Genomic DNA, 19,509 nt, shown 5'->3' with positions numbered 1-19,509 from the left:
GTGCCGGGAAAGGCCGCTGCGTCAGCCCGGGAACGACGGGTCCACTGGTCCCTTCAGCTGGGGTGACCAACCGTTTCCGAGGCGCTGGAAAATACCGTCAGCGGACTGCCCGAAGATTTCCTCCGGTCCGTTGCCGGCGCTAATCGCGGTGAGCCCTGGCCAGGGAGCCAGCTGCTGGGGCTGTGAAGCAGCCAGGGAGAGCAATTCCGGCGTGACGTTGTCGGTGGCCGATCCCTTCATGACCGCGACAGTGGTGTCGCTGACCCAGACACCCTGGTCCGGTTGGCGGTCGGTCAGGAGGGTCGTCGGGGCAGTGAGGTCCCGGGGTGTGCCGTCAGCATTGCGGACGATTCCCGTCACTTGCACGCGGGTTTTCCCGTTTTGCTCGGAAATCACCAGGGCACGCACTCCCTCCCGGGATATTCGGAACTCCTTGACGGTGCGTCCTGCGAGCCACGCGGGTGCCAGCGTAACAGTTGGCATGCCGGCACCCTCGGCGACGCCGGTGGGGCGGTAGGCAAGGACTTCGGTGGCACCGTTGGCCCCGGGGCCGGCAGTCCAGACCCAGTCCTTCAGGCCGAACGACGGGTGGGTGAGGGTGGAACGCGTAGTCAGCGCCCTCGCGGGCTGCCCCGGCACAATCGAGTACAGCGTCGTCCTGGTGCTGTTGAGGAACGCTATGGACTGAGATGCCGGGGACTCGGCCGGGGAAACCGGATCGAGGGCTCCCACGGACTGGATATCCGGAAGCGGTGACATCCTGTTGTTCTCGTAGCGGACCAGCTGGCCCTCGTTCACGGCAATCTGGCGGGCCGGGACGTTCTTGTCACGGACGGGAGGCAGCACGGACCCGTTGTCCTCCACGCGGACCAGGTCCTGGTTCGCCCTGAGCTCTACGTTGACAACGTCGGGTTGGCCGCGGAAGGTCAGCGCCAGTTGTGTCTGCATCCGCAGCCTGTCTTCGCTGGAAGCTTCCACCAGCTCCTTGGCACTCAGGTCAACCTGGGCCGCGCCGGAGACCACCGGGACTGACTCGCGGGCCAGTTTCATCCCCGAGGGGAAGGCGCTGACAACGGCTCCCTTGAGATACGGTGCTGGTCCGCTGAGCAGTGCACTGGTCATCGCCTTGACGGTTTTCTTCTTGATGAACCATCTGACGTCCGGTACCGCGTAGGTGAAGCTCGGATCATAGAAGTAGATGGGGTAGGCGCCGTAAATCACCTTGAACGTTTGTTCGGGAATGGCGGTCCCGTCCGGGATTCCGGAGATCCGCCACTCGCCGTCCACCTGAGTCAGGGTGACCTGGACAGTTTCTTTGGTGCCCTCGGGAAACTGTGTGGCGATGCCGTCTGCATCGACGGAGTACGCCACATCGAGCTCGTAGTTGTACACGTTTTCGACGCCGGTCCGGACCACTTTGGTTGAGCGGAAAACCAGTGTCCTCTGGTCCGGCTTCCAGGCCACGGACTCGGCCTGGGTCAGGTACTCCCGCGCCACCGCATAGTCGTCTTCGTAGCCACTGCCCGCCAGATAGAAGTCATCGATGATGGATTCGGGAGCGGCGCCTTCCCGCGGAGCCACCGGAAAGAAAACGGGTGCGTTGTTGGGCTTGCCCGCGCTCTCATCCGTGCTTTTTCCGACGGGTCCGGAGCGCGGAATCTGGGCGCAGGAGGTCAGCAGCAGGAGCAGCACCGCCAAAAGAGCGGCGGCAGCAGTGCCTGGCCTTCGTGATGTGGCGTTCATTCCGCTTCGTCCCCGCCCGTGTCCTGCGTCGTGACCGGCGCGGCAGGAGATGGCTTGACCGGCCCCGGCTCCGCAGCCTGCACGGCGCCTTCGGAGTCCGGCGGCGCGACTGTTCCAAGGAGCAGCATGGTGCCCTGGCCTGTGCCAGGGAGTGCGACGTCGGCAGGTTCCAGCTGGAGCGGCGACTTGGAGATGGCCTCCCCCTGCTTCAGCGGCAGTGTCAGCCTGAAATTTGATCCTGTTCCTTTACTGCCCCAGGCCTGAAGCCACCCGTTGTGGAGTTTCGTGTCTTCCGCCGCAATGGAAAGGCCCAAACCGCTGCCGCCGGTGGTGCGCGCCCGCGCGGGGTCCGCCCGCCAGAACCGGTCAAAGACCCGCGCGGCCTCGGCCTGTGTCATGCCGATCCCGTGGTCGCGGACTGCAACTGCCACGGCGGTATCGTTCGCGGCAACGGAGATATTAACCGGGTTGCCTTCGCTGTGTTCAAGTGCGTTGAGCACCAGGTTGCGAAGGATGCGCTCGATCCGCCGGTCGTCCATCTCCACCACGATGCTCTTTTCCCGGGAATTGATGGTGACGTCCGAACCATATTCGGCGGCGACAGGTCCGGCGTCCTCCACGACATTCGCGATGAGCTGCAGGATATCGGTGGGCTCGGCGTCGAGCACGGCCACGCCCGCGTCGAATCGGGAAATCTCCAAAAGGTCAGCCAGAAGGGACTGGAAGCGTTCCACCTGGTTGTACAGGAGCTCGGCCGAGCGCTTGTTGATCGGATCGAAATCATGGCGTGCGTCGTACAGTACTTCGGCGGCCATCCGCACGGTGGTGAGTGGCGTGCGAAGCTCGTGGGAGACATCGGAGACGAAGCGCTGCTGCATTTGCGAGAGCGTTGCCAGCTGCGTGATCTGTTCCTGCAGGCTGGCGGCCATGTGGTTGAACGATGCACCCAGCCTGGCCACCTCGTCCTCGCCCTTGACCACCATCCGCTCCTGCAGCTGTCCGGCCGCCAGTTTCTCGGAGACGACGGCTGCATGGCTGACCGGGCTCACCACATTCCGGGTTACATACCAGGCAATGGCCCCAATGATCAGAACCAACACCGCCCCGCCGGCCAGCAGGACGTTCTGTATTTCGTTGAGCGTTTTCTGCGCGGTGTTCAGGTCGTAGATAAGGTACAGCTCATACACGGTGCCGTTGAAGGTGACTTTATTGCCCACGGCAATGCCCGGCCGGTCCTCAGTGCCTACCGGGAACTCAGTGGATGCCCAGAACTGGTCCTTGCCGGATTCCTGAACGGCTTTCCTCAATTCGGGCGGGATGACGCTGACGGTGAGCTGGTCCGAGGCCCGTGATTCCACCCAGCGGTTGCGCGGTTTGGTCTGTTCCGGCATCGCTTCAAACACATATCGGCGCTGGATCACGTTCCCGCGCCCCTCAACGGCGTTTAGCGTGTCGTAGACGAGTGTAATAACGCTCGACTGGTCGGTGACCTGGGCGCCATCAAACGTGTCCTGTACCTGTTTGACGTTGTACAGCGTCTCCGATTCCGCCTGGGTCAACCGTTCCTGGAACAAGTTGTTGGCGATCTGGTTCGACAAGTAAGCGCCCACCACGGCGAACGAACCAATCGAGAGCAGCAGCGTGGTGAGGACTGTCCGGAACTGCAGGGACCTGCGCCAACGCCGGTGCAAAGCCCGCAGCAGGAACCGGACACCGGGCAGGAGCCGGATCAGCCCGGTCCGGACGAGCCGCGAGACCCGGAGTCCGACGATCCTGGCACGGCGTAGCCAGATGCGGGTTCGGAACGGCAATCCGGAGAGGACACCGGCCATGGCATCGGTATGCTCCGGAGCACCGTGGACGTGGGCGTGTTCCGTTTTTGGCGGTCGGGCTACCTCCCGCTCGCCGCCGGCTTCGCCGCTGGACGGGTCAGGAACCTGCTTTGTAGCCGACACCACGGACCGTCAAGACAACTTCGGGGGCTTCAGGGTCGCGTTCAATCTTTGACCTCAGCCGCTGGACGTGGACGTTCACAAGGCGCGTGTCTGCAGCGTGCCGGTATCCCCAGACCTGCTCCAGCAGCAGTTCGCGGGTGAAGACCTGCCACGGTTTGCGGGCGAGTGCAACGAGCAGGTCAAACTCCAGGGGCGTCAGCGAGATACGTTCGTCGTTGCGGCTCACCAAGTGCCCGGCCACGTCAATGGTGATGTCAGCAATCCGCAGTGTTTCAGGGGCCTTTTGGTCACCCGGGCGGAGCCTCGCCCTAACCCGCGCAACCAATTCGGCCGGCTTGAACGGTTTGGGCACGTAGTCGTCGGCGCCGGATTCCAGGCCGCGGACCACATCCGAGGTATCCGACTTCGCGGTCAGCATGACGATGGGCGAATCCGACTCAGCGCGGATCTGCCGGCACACTTCAATGCCATCCATACCAGGAAGCATCAGGTCCAACAGCACCAGGTCCGGCTTCGAGGAACGAAAGACTTCCAGCGCCTGTGCCCCGTCTGCGCAAAAGACCGGCTCGAAGCCGTCATTGCGCAAAACAATTCCGATCATCTCGGCCAGCGCCTCATCATCGTCCACTACCAGAATGCGTGCCTTCATAGTTATATATTCGCCTATTGAATGGGCTTTGTCCCGTTGAGGGCCGACACGGCATGGCGCGGTCACCTGCCAGGCCGGACGCGGGACGGTGGCCTGAAGGGCGCCACACCGCGAAGAATCAGCCCGAGGCTATGAGGCGTGCGGGCAAAACTATAGGCTGGGAGCGGGCCGGACGGTGCAGGACACCGCCGGTCCGGAGCGTCGGGCCGGAGTTTCGGCCGGGCTGCTCGCGGACAGCATCTTTTGGGGAGGAACAGGTTGTCAGAGCAGGATCCGAACGCGCGGCCCCGGGAGGGGCAGCCGCAGCCGGTGGAGCCACCCGCAGGGGGCGCACCGCAGCAGTGGTCCGCGCCGCAGCCGCCCCACCCGGGAAACCAATCGCAGTGGAACCCGCCGCAGGGTACCTTCGGCGGAACCCAGCCGCAGTGGGGGGCGCCGCAATGGAACGCGCAGCAGCCCGGTCACGGGGGACAGCCGCAGTGGGGTTCCCCCTACCCGGGGCCACAGCCTTCCTTCAATCAGCCGGGATACGTTCAGCCAAGGTATGTCGCCCCGCCGAAGCCCGGGATAGTTCCGCTGCGACCGCTGATGTTCGGCGAAATCCTGGACGGTTCGTTTCAGACCATCAGGCGCAACGCCGCAGCGATGCTGGGTGCGGGCCTCCTGGCACAGGCCCTGGGAACCATTGCCGGTGCGCTCGCGGCGGCACAGGCCGGATCGGACGGCGAGTCCCTCGGGCTGTGGCTGGAAAGCCTGAGCCCTACGGAAATGGTCGGCCTGGGCCTCGGCGTCCTGGCCGGTGCCGTCATTCTTGGACTGGTGTCCGTCTTTATCTCGCTTGTGCTTCAGGGCGTGATGGTGGTTCCCGTGGCCCGGTCCGTCCTTAATTGGCGCACCGGTTTCAAGGAGATGTGGTCGCTGTCGCGGTCCAGGATCGGCTCATTGCTCGGGCTTGGTGGGCTCATGATCCTGGCCAGTGTCGCCGTCGTCGCCGTACTGGTGGGCGGGACCTGGCTCCTGGCAGATTCGATGGGCGGAATGTCTGCGCTCATCATCGTCCCCTTGTTCCTCGGCACCATGGCGACCGTGCTGTTGCTCTCCATCCGGTTCCTCGTGACGCCGGCTGCGATTGTCGTCGAGGAACTGGACGTACTTGACGGCCTCCGAAGGTCCTGGCAGCTGACTCGGCACAACTGGTGGCGGATCTTCGGCATCACGCTGGTCGTTTCCCTCCTCATCGGCATTATCAGCCAGATTGTCCTGATCCCCATCAGCCTCGTTTCCGGCGGATTTTCCTCCGTCGTCGCGCCCCATGGCGGCGACGACGCGCAACGTGCCCTCGCAGTGGGCGTCGGAATCGCGTCACTCATCGTCTCGGCTCTCGTAGGGGCAGTGGCGTACGCCTTCCAAACCTCCGTGATGGGCCTGTTGTACATGGACCTTCGGATGCGCAAGGAAGGACTCGACCTCGCCCTGCTCCGGCTACTGGAATCGGGCACGGACGCCAACGGCGTCCCCGGACGCGGCATCGCCCCGGAGGGGAACGCGGGCCGCCCTGCTCCCGGCGGCTGGTCCCACACCCCCTACGGCCCGCCCCCGGGCTACGGCCCGCCGCCAGGCTACAGCCCGCCCCCAGGCTACGGCCCGCCGCCGGGCTCCGGATGAGCCGGCCGGCCCTTTCCGAGGCGGCATCCGCGGTGGGTACGGTCCTGCATTCGGCCGCCGGCCGGACGCCGGCTGAACCTCCCGTGGAGCCCGACAGGCAGGAGGCCAGCAGGTGGGCCGCCGAAGAACTGTCCAAGCCGGTGTACCGGGACGCGCAACCGGACTGGCTGACCGATCTGTGGCGGCAATTCACGGACTGGCTGCGATCGCTCAATAGCGGCGACCCCGCAATTGACAGCGGCGTCGCCGTACCGGCCATCGGGGTGACCATTGTGGTGGTCATCGCAGTGGCCATCCTCCTCGCGCGCCCCCGGCTGAACGCCCGTCGGCGCCCGGCCGGAGACGTCGTCGACGCCGATCCCTCCATCAGCCCGGCGGAATACCGGCGGCTGGCGGCAGCCGCGGCCGCACGCTCCGACTGGCGAACCGCCGTCGTCGAACAGTTCAGGGCCATCGTCCGGTCCGCGGAGGAGCGAACGGTGATCGACCCGCTGCCGGGCCGGACGGCGGACGAGGTGGCCGGCCAGCTGGCTGGCGCCTTCGGCGGCTGTGCCGCGCAGCTGCGGCGGGCCGCCGATCAATTCGACGCCGTCCGGTACGGCAGCGCGGACGCCACCGCCAGGGATCACGCCGACATGGTGGGCCTGGATCAGCTTCTGGAATCCGCAAAGCCCGACTTCGGCCGGCCGGCTGCGGACCGCCTGGCGCTGCCGTTATGACGCCCGTACTTGAGTCGGAGAGCCGGCCCGCTTCGCCGGGGCCCGCCCCCGGAAGTGGCCTCGCGGGCCAAACCGTCCGGGCATGGATCCGTCGGCACCGTACGTGGACCCTCATCGGCATAGTCTTCGCGCTGGGTGTGGCGCTGACGATTATTGCCCAGCTTTCGCCCCGCGGCGACACCGTTCCCCTGTCCACGCGAAACGCAGCCCCGGACGGGGCGAGGGCCGTAGCCGAAATACTGCGAAACCAGGGCGTGGATGTCCGCCAGACCGACAACCTCGCGGCAACGATGTCCGCCCTGGACGATACTTCCGGGCACAGTACGTCCGATCACAGTGCGTTCGGCGATCCGTCGGATGACAGTGGGGACAGCAGCGGAACAACGTTGCTCCTCTACGACCGAAACGGCTACCTGGACGGTGAACAGCTTCAGGAGTTGCAGCAGGCCACGGACAGGCTGGTCGTGGTGACTCCCAGGCTGAACGCGCTCAGCGCCCTCGGCGGTGACATCCGCCCCGCCGGAGTTGTCCCGGCGGGGGTTGCCACGCTGGATCCAGGCTGCGGGACGGATGATCCCGCCACCGCCGGAGCGGTCACTGCGGAGTCCGCCTACCTCTACCAGGCCGACCGCCCTTGCTATGAGCCCTCGGAAGGCCTTGGCGGGCTGTATGCAACCAGCGACGACGGCCGGCTGGTGGTGCTGGGCAGTACGCAGATCATCAGTAACGGCCGGCTCGATGAACAAGGCAACGCCGCGCTTGCGCTGCGGACCCTTGGGGGCTCGGACCATTTGGTCTGGTATCTCCCCGGTATTGCCGATGTCACCACTGCGGACGCGCCGAAGACCCTGGATGAGCTGGCCCCGCCGTGGGTGGCCTTCCTCGGCCCGTGGCTTGCCCTGGTGGCAGTGCTGGCAATGGTCTGGCGGGGTCGCCGGCTGGGGCCCCTGGTCTTCGAGCCGCTGCCGGTGGTGGTCAAGGCCGTTGAGACCGCCGAGGGCCGCGCCCGGCTATACCATGACTCCCATGCCGTGGACCGGGCGGCCGACAACCTCAGGGCGGGCACGCTGGTCCGGCTCGCGCGGGTCCTCCGGCTGGGTCCGGATGCTGAGTCTACGGCCATCGTCGACGCCGCCGCCCGGCACCTTGGGCGCCCGGCTGAACAGACGGCCCGCGTGCTGGAGGCCCGTCCCCGAACTGAAAGCGAGCTGGTCCGTTGGGCCCAGCAGCTGGACACCCTAGAGAAAGAGGTAACCGCCCGATGAGTGAGCAGACCAACGGATTCATTCAGGGCGGCCCCGGCGGCCCTGCCCTGGCAACGGCCGAGGCCACCCCCGGCACGGATCCCGTCCGGCAGGCCCTGCTCGATGTGCGTCACGAGGTGGCAAAGGCCGTGGTGGGCCAGGACGCCACCGTCACGGGGCTGCTGATCGCCCTGCTGTGCCGCGGGCACGTGCTGCTCGAAGGGGTTCCCGGTGTGGCCAAGACCTTGCTGGTCCGCACGCTGTCCGCGGCCCTGAGCCTGGACACCAAGCGCGTCCAGTTCACCCCGGACCTGATGCCCGGCGACATCACCGGCTCGCTGGTCTTCGACTCCCGGTCCTCCGAATTCAGTTTCCGGGAGGGCCCGGTTTTCACCAACATCCTGCTGGCGGATGAAATCAACAGGACGCCGCCGAAGACGCAGGCGTCCCTGCTGGAAGCCATGGAGGAACGCCAGGTATCGGCGGACGGTGTCTCACGGCCTCTTCCCGTCCCGTTCATCGTCGCCGCCACCCAGAACCCGGTGGAGTACGAGGGCACCTATCCCCTGCCCGAAGCCCAGCTGGACCGTTTCCTGCTCAAGCTCGCCATGCCGCTGCCGGGGCGGGCGGACGAAATTGAGGTCATCCGCAGGCATGCCGCCGGCTTCGATTCCAGGAACCTGGCCGCGGCCGGTGTCCGCGCGGTGGCAGGCGCTGCCGAACTGGAACAGGCGCGCCAGGCAGTGGCTGCGGTGGAGGTGGCGCCGGAAGTCGCGGCTTACATCGTGGACATCGCCAGGGCCACGCGTGCCGCACCGTCCTTCCAGCTGGGCGTGTCCCCGCGCGGCGCGACGGCCCTGCTGAGCGCCGCCCGGGCGTGGGCGTGGCTGTCCGGACGGCATTTCGTGACACCGGACGACGTCAAGGCACTGGCGCTCCCCTGCCTGCGACACCGGGTGGCGCTGCAGCCCGAAGCGCAGATGGACGGCGTGCACGTGGACGGTGTCCTCGCCAGCATCCTGGCATCCGTGCCCGTTCCGCGCTGATGGCCATTTCAGGACGGTTCGTACTTCTGGCACTGGCGGGGCTGGTGCCGGTGATGCTGTTTCCCGGCTGGGGCACGGTTCTGCTGGTCTGCCTCGCCCTCAGCGCGTTGCTGCTCCTGGACCTCTCCGTTGCGGCATCGCTCCGGAAGGTCACGCTGTACCGCACTTTGCCGGGCAATGTCGCGCTCAGTGCAAGCACCGAATCCGTCCTGACGATCGGGAACACCGGTAACCGCCCGCTCCGTGCCCTGGTGCGCGACGCGTGGCAGCCATCGGCGGGTGCGCAGAATCCGCGCCAGCGGGTGGACGTTCCGGCCGCGGAGCGGCGGCGCATGACGGTGACGCTCCGGCCTGCGCGCCGGGGCGACCTCAAGGCTCCGCATGTGACCCTTCGCGCCTTCGGTCCGCTGCGGCTGGCAGCGCGGCAGCGGACCCTCCCCTGTCCCGGCGCAATCCGCGTGCTCCCGCCGTTCCATTCGCGGCGCCACCTTCCGTCCAAGCTCCGTAAGCTGCGTGAGCTCGATGGAAAGGCCGCGGTCCAGATCAGGGGCGCCGGCACCGAATTCGATTCGCTCCGCGACTACGTCCGCGGTGATGACGTGCGTTCCATAGACTGGCGCGCCACGGCGCGGCGGTCCGCCGTCGTCGTCCGTACCTGGCGGCCCGAACGGGACCGGCGCGTAGTGATCATGCTGGACACGTCCCGGACGGCTGCAGCGAGGATCGACGACGAGCCGCGCCTTGACACCGGCATCGAGGCGGCCCTGCTGCTCGCCGTCCTCGCGGAACGCGGCGGCGACCGTGTGGACTTCTTCGCCTTCGACCGGCGGACCCGCGGACGGGCGGGCTCTGCGTCAAAAGGCAACCTGCTGGGACAGCTCGTGCAGGCCATGGCCCCGCTGGAACCGGAGCTCATCGAGCTGGACTGGAGCCAGGTCCCGGGCCAGATCCGGCAGATCTCCGCGCACCGTTCCCTCGTGGTGCTGCTGACCCCGCTGGACGGCGGCGCGCCCGAGGAGGGACTGCTCCCGATGGCGGCGCAACTGGCGCAGCAGCATGTTGTGGTGGTTGCCTCGGTGCGGGACCCCATGCTGGGCACCATGCAAAAGGAACGCGGGACGGCGGCACAGGTGTTCCGCGCGGCAGCAGCCGAACGCGCGCTGCTGGAACGCGAGGCGGTAGCCATCCAGCTCCGCCAAATGGGCGTCGAAGTGGTCGACGCCGAACCGCACCAGCTGCCGCCGGCACTGGCGGACGCTTACATCCGGCTCAAGGCCGCCGGAAGACTATGACCGACGAATCGAAAAGCAGGAGGCTCCCTTGAACACGCCTATCTATGAACGTGCCCTGGGCAGCGATTTCGCCCGGCTCCAGCCCGAGCTGCAGGAGTACTTTTCCCTTGCTCCCGGGTCGGGACGCTACGGTGTGGGTGAGGGGGTGTTCGACGTCGTAGGGTGCCGGCAGCAGTGGCTGCGGCCGTTGTTGCGACTCACCAGCGGGGAGGAAGCGTTCTTCCCGGAGTACGGTGAGCGTATTCCGTTCCGGATCGAAAACCACGCGCACCTCGATCCGTTCGGCCGGTCGAGCCTCACTGCCAGACGTGAGATCCAGTTTCCCGGACGGACGCGGCTGTTCCATGACACCACCAGCTTCGATGAGTCCCGAAGCAACCCGGGACTGGTCGATTACGTGGGCCGCTACCGTCGCCTCGTCACCGACCTGAACCTCAGCGTGACCGCCGACGGGCGGCTCCGGGGTGTTTCCGAGGCCTCCCGGCTTTTCCTGGGTCCCTTGCGGATCCCGCTACCGGCCGCTGTGGACGCCAAAGCGTACGCGGAGCAGTGGTGGGAACCGTCGGAGGGAAGCCACGGAAAGCACCGGATCCAGGTCAAGGTAATCCAGCCGCAGCTGGGCCTCGTCCTGGTCTACGCGGGGAGCTTCGATTACCGGCTCCGCTCCTACCCGGGCGCCGCCACGGCACCCGGCCATCTCCCGGGCTACGCCCGGCCGGGCAGGTGGGAGAGCCGTGTTTAGCCGAGGGCCAGCTGGTTGAGCCCGTCCGCCACCTGGGTCAGCCGGGTCAGGACAGCGGTGGCGGACGACGGCGTGTGCCCCGCCAGCCCCGCGGACGGCGTCACGCGGATGGAGTCGAGCGCGGAGGCGGGAAGTCCCAGCTGACGCCAGGGCCGCCACACGTTCTCCACTGCATCCTGGACACGTGGCAGGGCAGCTGACGCGTCGTTCACCTGCAGCACACCGGCCCATAGGCTCTTCCCCGCCTCGACTGCGCCGGCGAGCTCTTCCCATTGCCGGGAGGTGAGCGCCTTCAGCGGGACAGCGATCCCGTCCGCCCCGGAAGAGAGTATTCGGTCAAAGGGCGCCTCGATTTCGGCAACCGCAATGACCGTTTCCACAGCGCCGGCGGCCCTGATCGCGTCGATCACCAGCCGCCACGATTCTGTCACTTCCTGACCCGGCACCGACCGCAGGGTCCGGTATCCGCTGGACGTGGGAATCGTTCCGGCCAGGACGGCGGCGATATCAGGTTCATCGATCTGGACAACCAATCGTGCCCCGGGAACAGCCGTGCCCACCCGGGCCAGGAAATCGCCGACGCCGGCTGCCAGCGACTCGGCGATGTCGCGTCGGGCGCCATAGTCGATCAAAGCCCGTTCACCGTTGTGCAGGTGCAGGCCCGCGGCCAGGCTGAGGGGTCCGCGCAGTTGGACCTTGAAGTCCCGCGCCGGGATCTCTTCGGTCCCGGCGACATCGGCGAGGACGTTGACGTCCGTGGAGAGGGCCGACTTCGCCTTCATCAGGTCCCGCCCCGGGCGGTCCACGATCCGCCACCCGTAGGGCTGGACGTCGACCGAAAGGTCAACCAGCAGTGAGGCAGTCCTGCCGAGCGCATCCGAACCGACCCCGCGGTCCGGGAGCTCCACCAGGAACGGCAGATGCGGGCTGCCGAGCTCACCGCGAACGATCCGGGTTGACTCCAGCGGGTCTTCTCCCGGCCACGGCCCCAAGGCGGTGGCCGTGACCTGGCGGGTTTCGATGACGCTGGCGTCGGCACTGCGGGAATCAGCGTTCCGGCGGCCTTGGTTCCTGGAATCAGCGTTCCGGGGGTCCTGGTTCCTGGGGTCCTGTCCGCCAGCCCTTGAGCGGTTCGATTCCGGCATGGCCTAGGCGTCGACGGCTGTGGACGGGGCGGCCTGCGAAAGCCGCGGCTGGCTGGCGGCGGCTCCATTGTTCTCCGCGGCCTGGTGGTCCTCGGCGATGGCTTCGTGGTGCCTGATGACCTCGCCGATGATGAAGTTCAGGAACTTTTCCGCAAAGGCCGGGTCCAGGTGCGCTTCCTCGGCGAGGCGGCGCAGCCTTGCGATCTGGGCGGTCTCCCGGCCGGGGTCCCCTGCCGGGAGCTTGTGAGCCGCTTTGAGGAATCCGACCTTCTGGGTGGCCTTGAACCGCTCGGCCAGGAGGAAGACAAGAGTGGCGTCGATGTTGTCGATGCTGGACCGGATGGACAGCAGTTCCGCCATCACCGATTGGTCCACCTGTCCGGCCAATGAGCTGGCTGAGGGATCGTAGGATTCGGCGTCTGAAAGATCTTGGTTCTGCTCGGTCATGGCTCCAGTCTATGGGCACCGCGCTAAATGCCCGTGGCTGTTAAGCGTCCGCGAAACGTTCCCGAGGAACGGAAACGCCTGACGGAGATGCCCGCCGCCCACAGGGGACGGCGGGCATCTTCACCCGGGACTGGAACTAGCCGGCAAGCAGCGAGCGGTTCGCTTCCCGGCGCTTCGCCTGTTCGTCCGGATCGGGTACGGGCAGCGACGCGATGAGCTTCCGCGTGTAGTCATGTTGCGGGTCGCCCATGACCTGGGTGCCAAGTCCCTGCTCCACGAGCTTGCCCTTGTAGAGCACGCCAACCCAATGGGACAGGATGTCCACGACGGCCAGGTCGTGGCTGATGAACAGTGCGGCAAACCCGAACTCCTGCTGGATCTCCTTGAACAGTTCCAACACCACGGCCTGAACGGAAACGTCCAGGGCCGAAGTGGGCTCGTCGGCAATCAGCAGTTTGGGGTTCAGGATCAGGGCACGGGCCAGTGATGCTCGCTGCCGCTGCCCGCCGGAGAGTTCATGCGGGAAGCGGTCAGCGTACGACGCCGGCAACTGCACCGACTCGAGCAGCTCGCCCACGCGTTTCCGCGCCTGGGCAGGCGTCGGATTGCTATGGATGATCAGCGGCTCGGCAACGCAGTCACCGATGGTCAGCTGCGGGTTGAACGAAGCCGCCGGGTCCTGAAATACGAACCCGATGTCCTTGCGGAGGGGCTTGAACGTCCGTTCCTTGAGGTTCAGCATCTCGTAGCCCAGCACTTTAAGGCTGCCGCCGGTGGTGCGGTTCAGGCCCGCGATGGCACGACCGATCGTGGTCTTGCCGGACCCTGATTCACCCACCAGCCCGAACACTTCGCCCTCGGACAGCGTGAAGCTGACGCCGTCCACGGCCTTGAAGCTTGGACTTCCCAGCCTGCCCGGGTATTCAATGGTCAGGCCCTTGGCTTCCACGAGGACCTTCCGGTCCTGGTGTGCCCGCGTGGTCATTCCCTGCGAGGCGGAGTTCCGGCCCAGGTGCGGCACGGCTGCCAGCAGCTTCCGGGTGTATTCCTGCTTCGGCTCCGCAAACAGCACCTTGGCTGGCGCCTCTTCGACGACGTCGCCCTGGTACATCACCACCACCCGGTCGGCGAGGTCGGCCACCACACCCATGTTGTGGGTGATCAGGACGATCGACGTGCCGTATTTGTCCCGCAGGTCCCGCAGCAGCTGGAGGATCTCGGCCTGGACGGTGACATCCAGGGCGGTCGTGGGTTCGTCGGCCACAATCAGCCCGGGATTGAGTGCGAGCGCCGCGGCGATGACCACACGCTGTTTCTGGCCGCCGGAAAACTGGTGGGGATAGTAGTCCACGCGGTTTTCAGGGTCCGGGATGCCCACCTTGCGGAGAGCTTCGATTGCCTGGACCTTGGCGTCCTTGGCCGATACGCGTTTGCCCGTGCCGCCCGCATGCGCGCGGATGCCTTCGGCGATCTGCCACCCCACGGTGAAGACGGGGTTCAGTGCCGTGGAGGGCTCCTGGAACACCATGGCAACGTCACGGCCACGGATCTGCCTCAGCTTGGAGGCGCTGACGCTGATGACGTTGTTCCCGTTGATCAGCACCGCGCCGGAACTGATGGCGGTCTCCGGGAGGAGGCCGAGGATGGTTTTCGCCGTGACGGTCTTGCCGGAGCCCGATTCGCCGACGATCGCCACCACTTCGCCCGGATTGACCTCCAGGCTGACGTCCTTGACTGCATAGACGTCCCCGGCATCGGTGGCGAAAGTGACCTTCAGGTGCTCAATATCCAGGACCGGACCGGTGCCGTGTTTGTCGATGTTGATCGTCATGGAAGTCTCGCTTCTGTTTCGAGCGCAGCCTGGGCGCCTGCGGGGGAATCAGGTCCGCCCTTGCCGGAGGCGGCCTTCTTGCGTCCGCGCAGCCGCGGATCGTTAAGGTCGTTGATGCTCTCACCCATGAGGGTGAGGCCGACGATGGTCAGTACCATGGCAAGGCCCGGGAACACGCCCGTCCACCAGATGCCGGACGTGGTGTCGGCCAGCGCCTGCTTAAGGTCAAAGCCCCACTCGGCGGCAGAGCTTGGTTCGATGCCAAAGCCCAGGAAGCCCAGGCCCGCAAGCGTGAGGATGGCTTCGGAGGCATTGAGCGTGAAGATCAGCGGCAGGGTGCGCGTGGCGTTCTTGTAGATGTGCCGGCTCATGATGCGGATGTTGGACGCCCCGACCACCTTGGCGGATTCCACGAAGGGTTCGGCTTTCAGGCGGATGGTTTCGGCCCGGATCACCCGGAAGTACTGCGGGATGAAGACCACCGTGATGGAGATTGCCGCGGCCATGACGCCGCCCAGCAGGCTCGACTGCCCGCCGCTGATGACGATGGCCATCACAATTGCGACCAGCAAAGAGGGAAAGGCATAGATGGCGTCCGCGATGACAACGAGGATCCGGTCCAGCCAGCCGCCGATGTAGCCGCTGACCAGTCCCAGGATGACGCCGATGAAGATCGACATCAGGACAGCCACAACGATGACCATGATGGCCGTCTGCGTTCCCCAGATAACCCTGGACAGAACGTCGTAGCCGCCCACAGTGGTCCCCAGCAGGTGTTTTCCGCCGGGTTCCTGCTGGGCGGGGAAGTTGCCGTCCGCGTCAGAGAGCTGGGAATACCCGTAGGGGGCAAGCAGAGGGGCGAAAATGGCCGTCAGCACGAAGGCGCCGGTCAGGATAAGGCCCGCCACCAGCATGCCGCGCTGCAGGCCCACGCTCTTGTTGAAGTGCGAGATGACCGGCAACCGGCGGAAGAGCGAAGCGCGCGGATCCGCCGTGGGTTCGGCAGTTGTAGGGGTGCTCATGTCAGTACCTCACGCGGGGGTCGATCAGCGCGGCGACAATGTCCACGATGAAGTTGGTCACGGCCACAATCACGGCAAGAAGGACCACGATGCCCTGGACTGCGACGAAGTCGCGTGCCGTGAGGTAGGTGGCCAGCTGGAATCCCAGCCCCTTCCATTCGAAGGTGGTTTCCGTCAGCACGGCGCCTCCGAGCATCACTGCAATCTGCAGGCCCATCACCGTGATGATGGGGATCAACGCGGGCTTGTAGGCGTGCTTGGTGACGAGCCGGAATTCGCTGACGCCGCGCGAGCGGCCGGCCTCGATGTAATCCCTGCCCAGTGTGCCGATCACGTTGGTGCGGACCAGGCGGAGGAAAATGCCTGCGGTCAGCAGTCCAAGGGCAACCGCAGGCAGGACCGCGTGAGCCATGACGTCACCGAGTGCTGCCATGTTGCCGCTGCGGACGGCATCCAGCCAGTAGATGCCCGTTGGCGACTGCAGGGAAGTGAGCTCCAGCTCGCTGGAAGTCTTTGCGCGGCCTGCCACGGGCAGCCAGCCGAGCCAGACGGCGAACGTCAGCTTCAGGAGCATGCCGGCGAAGAACACCGGCGTCCCATAGCAGACGATGGCGAAGACGCGCAGCACGGCGTCGGGAGCGTGGTCCCTCCGGTAGGCGGCGATCATGCCCAGCGGAATACCTACCACCAGGGCGACCAGCAACGCGTTGATGGTCAGTTCCAGGGTGGCCGACCCGTAGGTGGTCAGCATTTCCGTGACCTGCCGGTTGTCCGAAAGGGTGGTGCCGAAATTGCCGGTAACGAGCTGTCCGAGGTACTCGAAGTACTGCACCAGGATCGGACGGTCATAGCCTGCCGCGGCGATCCGCTCCGCCAGCTGCTCGGGAGGGAGCCTGCCGCCCATGGCCGCTGTAATGGGATCGCCCGTGATGCGCATCAGGAAGAACACCAGCGTCACGAGAATGAAAATTGTAGGGAAGATCAGCAGGAACCTGATCAGGATGTATTGGCCCAGTCCCCCGCCGGACGACTTCTTCTTTGACGGCAGCAGGCCGTCGGCGTCGGTTGGCGGCGCCTCAATCAGTGTTGTCATTGGTACCTAAATGTGTTCTTCCGGCGGCCTCGTGAGCCCCGGAATCTGTTGCCCTGCTCCCGCACGAAAGGCGGGACGCCACGCAGGCGCCCCGCCTCCTCGGCTGGTCAGGACCGGATGGAGAACTGGACCTACTTGGAAATTACGCCAAGCCGGGTCTTGAAGGATGCGTCCAGGGTCTGGTCGACACCCTTGACATCCTTTCCGGCGACCATGAGCTGGGCGCCCTGCAGCAGCGGCAGTGTGGACAGGTCCTTGGCGACGGCCGTCTGGGCCTCGCCCAGCACCTTTTCGCGCTCTGCCTTGTCAACCGTCGTGAGCTGTTCCTTGATCAGCTCGGTGACGGACGCATTCTCGTAGTGGTTCTTGAGGAAGTTGCCCGGAACAAAGAACGGAGTCAGGTAGTTGTCCGCGTCCGAGTAGTCGGGGAACCAGCCCAGCTGATACACCGGGTAGGCGTCGGCCGTGCGGTCCTTGGAGTAGGTGACCCACTCAGTGGACTGCAGGTCAACCTTGAACAGGCCGGACTTCTCGAGCTGCTCCTTGATCATGGCGTACTCGTCGCCGGAGGACTTGCCGTAGTGGTCCGGGTTGTACTGGAGCTTGATGTTCACCGGAGCGGTGACTCCTGCATCGGCGAAGGCCTTCTTGGCCTTGTCGAGGCTGGGCTTGCCGTTGCCGTCGCCGTACATTTCCTTGAGCGGCTGGATGGCGCCGACGAATCCGTCGGGAACCACGGAGTACGCCGGCAGGTACGTGCCCTTGTAAACCTGGGTGGCGATGGCGTCGCGGTCCACGACGTTGGCCATCGCCTGGCGGACGGCCAGGGCCTTGGCGGGATCGGCGTCGGCAGTCTTGGCACCGAACGGCATGGTGTCGAAGTTGAAGACGATGTAGCGCAGCTCGCCGCCGGGGCCCTTGTGGACCTTGACCTTGGAGTCCTTCTCAAGGTCGGCGGCGTCTGTTGCGGTGAGGCTGCGGCCGGCGACGTCGATGTTGCCCTGCTGGATGTCCAGCTTGAGGTTGTTCGAGTCGGCGTAGTACTTGATGGTCGCACCGTCATTCGCGGGCTTGCCGAGCAGGCCCTTGTAGTCCGGGTTGACCTTGAGGCTGACCAGCTCGTTCTTCTTGTAGCTCTCGATGGTGTACGGGCCTGCGAAGGGCTTGCCCTTGACGATCTCGTCGTCGGTCATCAGCTTGTCCGCCGGGAAGACCTCTTCGTCGATGATCGGTCCGGAGTTGGCTGCGAGGACACCGGGGAATACCTGGTCGTTGCCGGCCTTGAGGGTGAAGACCACCGTGGTGTCATCCTTGGCGGCCACGGAGTCAAGGTTGCCCAGGAGCGAGGCCGGACCATTCGGATCCGCAATGCTGACAACGCGGTCAATGGAGAACTTCACATCGGAGGAGGTGAGGGCGTGGCCATTGGCAAATTTGAGGTCCGGCTTGAGCTTCACGGTGTACTCCGTGGGGCTCGTGAATTCCGCGGACTCCGCGATGTCCGGAGTGGCATCTGCCGTACCGGGCTTGGCGTTCAGGAGGAACGGGTAGATCTGGTTCATCACCATGAACGAGCCGGCGTCGTAGGAGCCTGCGGGATCGAGGGTAACGACCTTATCCGTGGTGCCGTAGGTAATGGTTCCGCCTCCGGCGCCGCCGGTGGAAGTTCCGCCGCCGCCGGACGGGCCCGTGCAGGCTGTCAGTGCAAACGCGGAAACACCCGCAAGCGCGATGGCGCTGTGCAGGGCTTTTTTGTTCATTGCCATCTGTGGACTTTCTGTTCGATGAGTACACGCGCGCCGCCCGGCAACTGGATCAGTTGGACTCGGTGGGCGGAACGTTGTCCTGATCACACGATTCAATCAGAACGCAGATCGATGAATCGTTTCAACCTGTGAGTTGAGACACAAAATTTACCTGATTGGGGCAAAACTATCGTTTTCTTCTGTGTAAGGGCCGGATCGGCGCCCGGCGGAACGATTGCGCGCTGCCATTGAAGGACCCCGGCCCCCGGAATAGAGTGGGACTGCGTTGACCGCATCACCGGATTCCTGTCGTTACCTGGCTGAAGGAAACACGTCATGAGCAAAGCCGCCCTCTGTGTGGGAATCAACGAGTTCGAACATCTGCCAAAATCCAGCTGGCTGCAGGGCTGCGTCAATGACGCCCGCGACCTGGCCGGGCTGCTGCAGGCAGGCTACGGATTTCCCGGCGCCGACATCTCCATCCTGCTCGACTCCCAGGCCACGAAGGAGCGGGTCGTGGCGCAGCTTAATTCGCTGCTGGACCGCGCCGCGTCGGGCGAGCTGCAGCACATCGTCTTCACGTTCTCCAGCCATGGAACGCAGATCCCGGACAGCAGCGACGACGAGGCGGACCGCCTGGATGAAGCCTTCGCCTGCTACGACATCAACAACTCGGGCGACTCGTGGGATCCGGCCACCGTCATTTCGGATGACGAGCTGTTCACCCTTTTTGCACGGTTGCCGGACGGCGTGCTCATGGACGTGGTGCTGGATACCTGCCACAGCGGCACCGGCCTGAAGTCACTGGATCTCCTGCCCGGGCGGCGGCCCCGCTTCCTGCCGGCGCCGACTGCCCGCGGCGTGGCGGCCACCGAGTTCACCGAGTCGAGGGCACTTCGCGACCTTGTCAAGGCCGGCAGTGGGGTCAAACCGGTGCTCCTGGCGGCCTGCCGCGCCGACCAGACGGCAGCCGATGCCTACCTGGAGGGCCGTTACAACGGCGCCTTCACGTATAACTTCATCAAGGCCGTCAGGGGCGACGGCACCCTGGGCCGGGCAGACATCCTGAAGCTGGTCAGCAAGGGCCTCCGGGCCGGCGGGTTCGACCAGGTCGCGCAGCTGGAAGGCACGACGGCGGCGCGGAAGGCTCCCTGGGGAAGCTGAGGGAGAC

16 protein-coding genes are annotated in these 19,509 nt (G+C 65.6%); 7 read left to right on the top strand and 9 right to left on the bottom strand.

The genetic code is table 11. The features are described from left to right. Positions 1-21: 21 nt before the first annotated feature. The 3 genes from AC1DRE_RS03880 to mtrA form a co-directional block, all read right to left on the bottom strand. Complete coding sequence (locus tag AC1DRE_RS03880; protein WP_476983420.1) at positions 22-1,743, bottom strand: LpqB family beta-propeller domain-containing protein; 1,722 nt, start codon at positions 1,741-1,743, stop codon at positions 22-24. Next, positions 1,740-3,575 carry an MtrAB system histidine kinase MtrB gene (mtrB, locus tag AC1DRE_RS03875; protein WP_476983419.1) on the bottom strand — a complete coding sequence of 612 codons (1,836 nt, stop codon included), beginning with the start codon at positions 3,573-3,575 and terminating at the stop codon, positions 1,740-1,742. The genes AC1DRE_RS03880 and mtrB overlap by 4 nt, the downstream gene beginning before the upstream one ends. A 97-nt stretch (positions 3,576-3,672) precedes the next feature. Continuing rightward, entirely contained in the window at positions 3,673-4,347 is a 675-nt protein-coding gene (gene mtrA / locus AC1DRE_RS03870; RefSeq protein WP_104172248.1) for an MtrAB system response regulator MtrA, read from the bottom strand. A 588-nt stretch (positions 4,348-4,935) separates the two neighbouring features. Between mtrA and AC1DRE_RS03865 the strand changes: the two genes are divergently transcribed. From AC1DRE_RS03865 to AC1DRE_RS03840, 6 genes are read left to right on the top strand one after another with little or no spacing between them, the layout of a single operon-like run. Continuing rightward, positions 4,936-6,012 (top strand): DUF7847 domain-containing protein, encoded by a 1,077-nt coding sequence (locus AC1DRE_RS03865; protein ID WP_476983418.1) that lies wholly within the window; start codon positions 4,936-4,938, stop codon positions 6,010-6,012. After that, a complete protein-coding gene (locus AC1DRE_RS03860; RefSeq protein WP_476983417.1) occupies positions 6,009-6,731 on the top strand; it encodes a DUF4129 domain-containing protein in 723 nt (240 codons plus the stop codon). The genes AC1DRE_RS03865 and AC1DRE_RS03860 overlap by 4 nt, the downstream gene beginning before the upstream one ends. Then, positions 6,728-7,996, top strand: coding sequence for a DUF4350 domain-containing protein (locus tag AC1DRE_RS03855; protein ID WP_476983416.1), 1,269 nt, complete (start codon positions 6,728-6,730; stop codon positions 7,994-7,996). Before AC1DRE_RS03860 ends, AC1DRE_RS03855 begins: the two co-directional genes overlap by 4 nt. Next, on the top strand, positions 7,993-9,021 hold the full coding sequence (locus tag AC1DRE_RS03850) for an AAA family ATPase (protein WP_476983415.1): 1,029 nt from the start codon (positions 7,993-7,995) through the stop codon (positions 9,019-9,021). Before AC1DRE_RS03855 ends, AC1DRE_RS03850 begins: the two co-directional genes overlap by 4 nt. Then, positions 9,021-10,313 (top strand): DUF58 domain-containing protein, encoded by a 1,293-nt coding sequence (locus AC1DRE_RS03845; RefSeq protein ID WP_476983414.1) that lies wholly within the window; start codon positions 9,021-9,023, stop codon positions 10,311-10,313. The genes AC1DRE_RS03850 and AC1DRE_RS03845 overlap by 1 nt, the downstream gene beginning before the upstream one ends. A 28-nt stretch (positions 10,314-10,341) precedes the next feature. Continuing rightward, positions 10,342-11,055, top strand: a complete 714-nt coding sequence (locus tag AC1DRE_RS03840) for a DUF4166 domain-containing protein (protein ID WP_476983413.1) — start codon at positions 10,342-10,344, stop codon at positions 11,053-11,055. Here AC1DRE_RS03840 and AC1DRE_RS03835 read toward each other — a convergent pair. The 6 genes from AC1DRE_RS03835 to AC1DRE_RS03810 all read right to left on the bottom strand — a co-directional run bounded on the left by AC1DRE_RS03835 (position 11,052) and on the right by AC1DRE_RS03810 (position 18,359). Then, entirely contained in the window at positions 11,052-12,077 is a 1,026-nt protein-coding gene (locus tag AC1DRE_RS03835; RefSeq protein ID WP_476983612.1) for a uroporphyrinogen decarboxylase/cobalamine-independent methonine synthase family protein, read from the bottom strand. The two genes, AC1DRE_RS03840 and AC1DRE_RS03835, sit on opposite strands and share 4 nt — an antisense overlap. 126 nt (positions 12,078-12,203) lie before the next feature. Next, complete coding sequence (locus tag AC1DRE_RS03830) at positions 12,204-12,647, bottom strand: chorismate mutase (protein WP_104172242.1); 444 nt, start codon at positions 12,645-12,647, stop codon at positions 12,204-12,206. Between the two features lie 136 nt (positions 12,648-12,783). Continuing rightward, positions 12,784-14,478, bottom strand: coding sequence for an ABC transporter ATP-binding protein (locus AC1DRE_RS03825; protein ID WP_476983412.1), 1,695 nt, complete (start codon positions 14,476-14,478; stop codon positions 12,784-12,786). Continuing rightward, positions 14,475-15,500, bottom strand: coding sequence for an ABC transporter permease (locus tag AC1DRE_RS03820; RefSeq protein WP_476983411.1), 1,026 nt, complete (start codon positions 15,498-15,500; stop codon positions 14,475-14,477). The genes AC1DRE_RS03825 and AC1DRE_RS03820 overlap by 4 nt, the downstream gene beginning before the upstream one ends. A gap of 1 nt (position 15,501) precedes the next feature. Continuing rightward, positions 15,502-16,593 carry an ABC transporter permease gene (locus tag AC1DRE_RS03815; protein WP_476983410.1) on the bottom strand — a complete coding sequence of 364 codons (1,092 nt, stop codon included), beginning with the start codon at positions 16,591-16,593 and terminating at the stop codon, positions 15,502-15,504. Positions 16,594-16,724: 131 nt separating this feature from the next. Then, the gene (locus AC1DRE_RS03810; protein ID WP_476983409.1) at positions 16,725-18,359 is read right to left on the bottom strand and encodes an ABC transporter substrate-binding protein; all 1,635 of its coding nucleotides are present in this window, start codon (positions 18,357-18,359) and stop codon (positions 16,725-16,727) included. 315 nt (positions 18,360-18,674) lie between these two features. Here AC1DRE_RS03810 and AC1DRE_RS03805 point away from each other — a divergent pair, with 315 nt between their 5' ends. Continuing rightward, positions 18,675-19,502 carry a caspase family protein gene (locus AC1DRE_RS03805; RefSeq protein WP_476983408.1) on the top strand — a complete coding sequence of 276 codons (828 nt, stop codon included), beginning with the start codon at positions 18,675-18,677 and terminating at the stop codon, positions 19,500-19,502. The last annotated feature ends 7 nt before the right edge of the window (positions 19,503-19,509 follow it).

The sequence above is a fragment of the Arthrobacter sp. P4_H3 genome, assembly GCF_056400885.1.
This window is presented reverse-complemented; position numbering and strand designations above follow the sequence as displayed.

Bases quoted from the DNA above. Each gene is read 5' to 3' on its own strand.
- mtrB (WP_476983419.1), bottom strand. From the start codon at position 3,575: ATGGCCGGTGTCCTCTCCGGATTGCCGTTCCGAACCCGCATCTGGCTA.
- AC1DRE_RS03880 (WP_476983420.1), bottom strand. From the start codon at position 1,743: ATGAACGCCACATCACGAAGGCCAGGCACTGCTGCCGCCGCTCTTTTG.
- mtrA (WP_104172248.1), bottom strand. From the start codon at position 4,347: ATGAAGGCACGCATTCTGGTAGTGGACGATGATGAGGCGCTGGCCGAG.
- AC1DRE_RS03820 (WP_476983411.1), bottom strand. From the start codon at position 15,500: ATGAGCACCCCTACAACTGCCGAACCCACGGCGGATCCGCGCGCTTCG.
- AC1DRE_RS03865 (WP_476983418.1), top strand. From the start codon at position 4,936: ATGTTCGGCGAAATCCTGGACGGTTCGTTTCAGACCATCAGGCGCAAC.
- AC1DRE_RS03830 (WP_104172242.1), bottom strand. From the start codon at position 12,647: ATGACCGAGCAGAACCAAGATCTTTCAGACGCCGAATCCTACGATCCC.
- AC1DRE_RS03855 (WP_476983416.1), top strand. From the start codon at position 6,728: ATGACGCCCGTACTTGAGTCGGAGAGCCGGCCCGCTTCGCCGGGGCCC.
- AC1DRE_RS03805 (WP_476983408.1), top strand. From the start codon at position 18,675: ATGAGCAAAGCCGCCCTCTGTGTGGGAATCAACGAGTTCGAACATCTG.
- AC1DRE_RS03825 (WP_476983412.1), bottom strand. From the start codon at position 14,478: ATGACGATCAACATCGACAAACACGGCACCGGTCCGGTCCTGGATATT.
- AC1DRE_RS03810 (WP_476983409.1), bottom strand. From the start codon at position 18,359: ATGGCAATGAACAAAAAAGCCCTGCACAGCGCCATCGCGCTTGCGGGT.
- AC1DRE_RS03815 (WP_476983410.1), bottom strand. From the start codon at position 16,593: ATGACAACACTGATTGAGGCGCCGCCAACCGACGCCGACGGCCTGCTG.
- AC1DRE_RS03860 (WP_476983417.1), top strand. From the start codon at position 6,009: ATGAGCCGGCCGGCCCTTTCCGAGGCGGCATCCGCGGTGGGTACGGTC.
- AC1DRE_RS03850 (WP_476983415.1), top strand. From the start codon at position 7,993: ATGAGTGAGCAGACCAACGGATTCATTCAGGGCGGCCCCGGCGGCCCT.
- AC1DRE_RS03845 (WP_476983414.1), top strand. From the start codon at position 9,021: ATGGCCATTTCAGGACGGTTCGTACTTCTGGCACTGGCGGGGCTGGTG.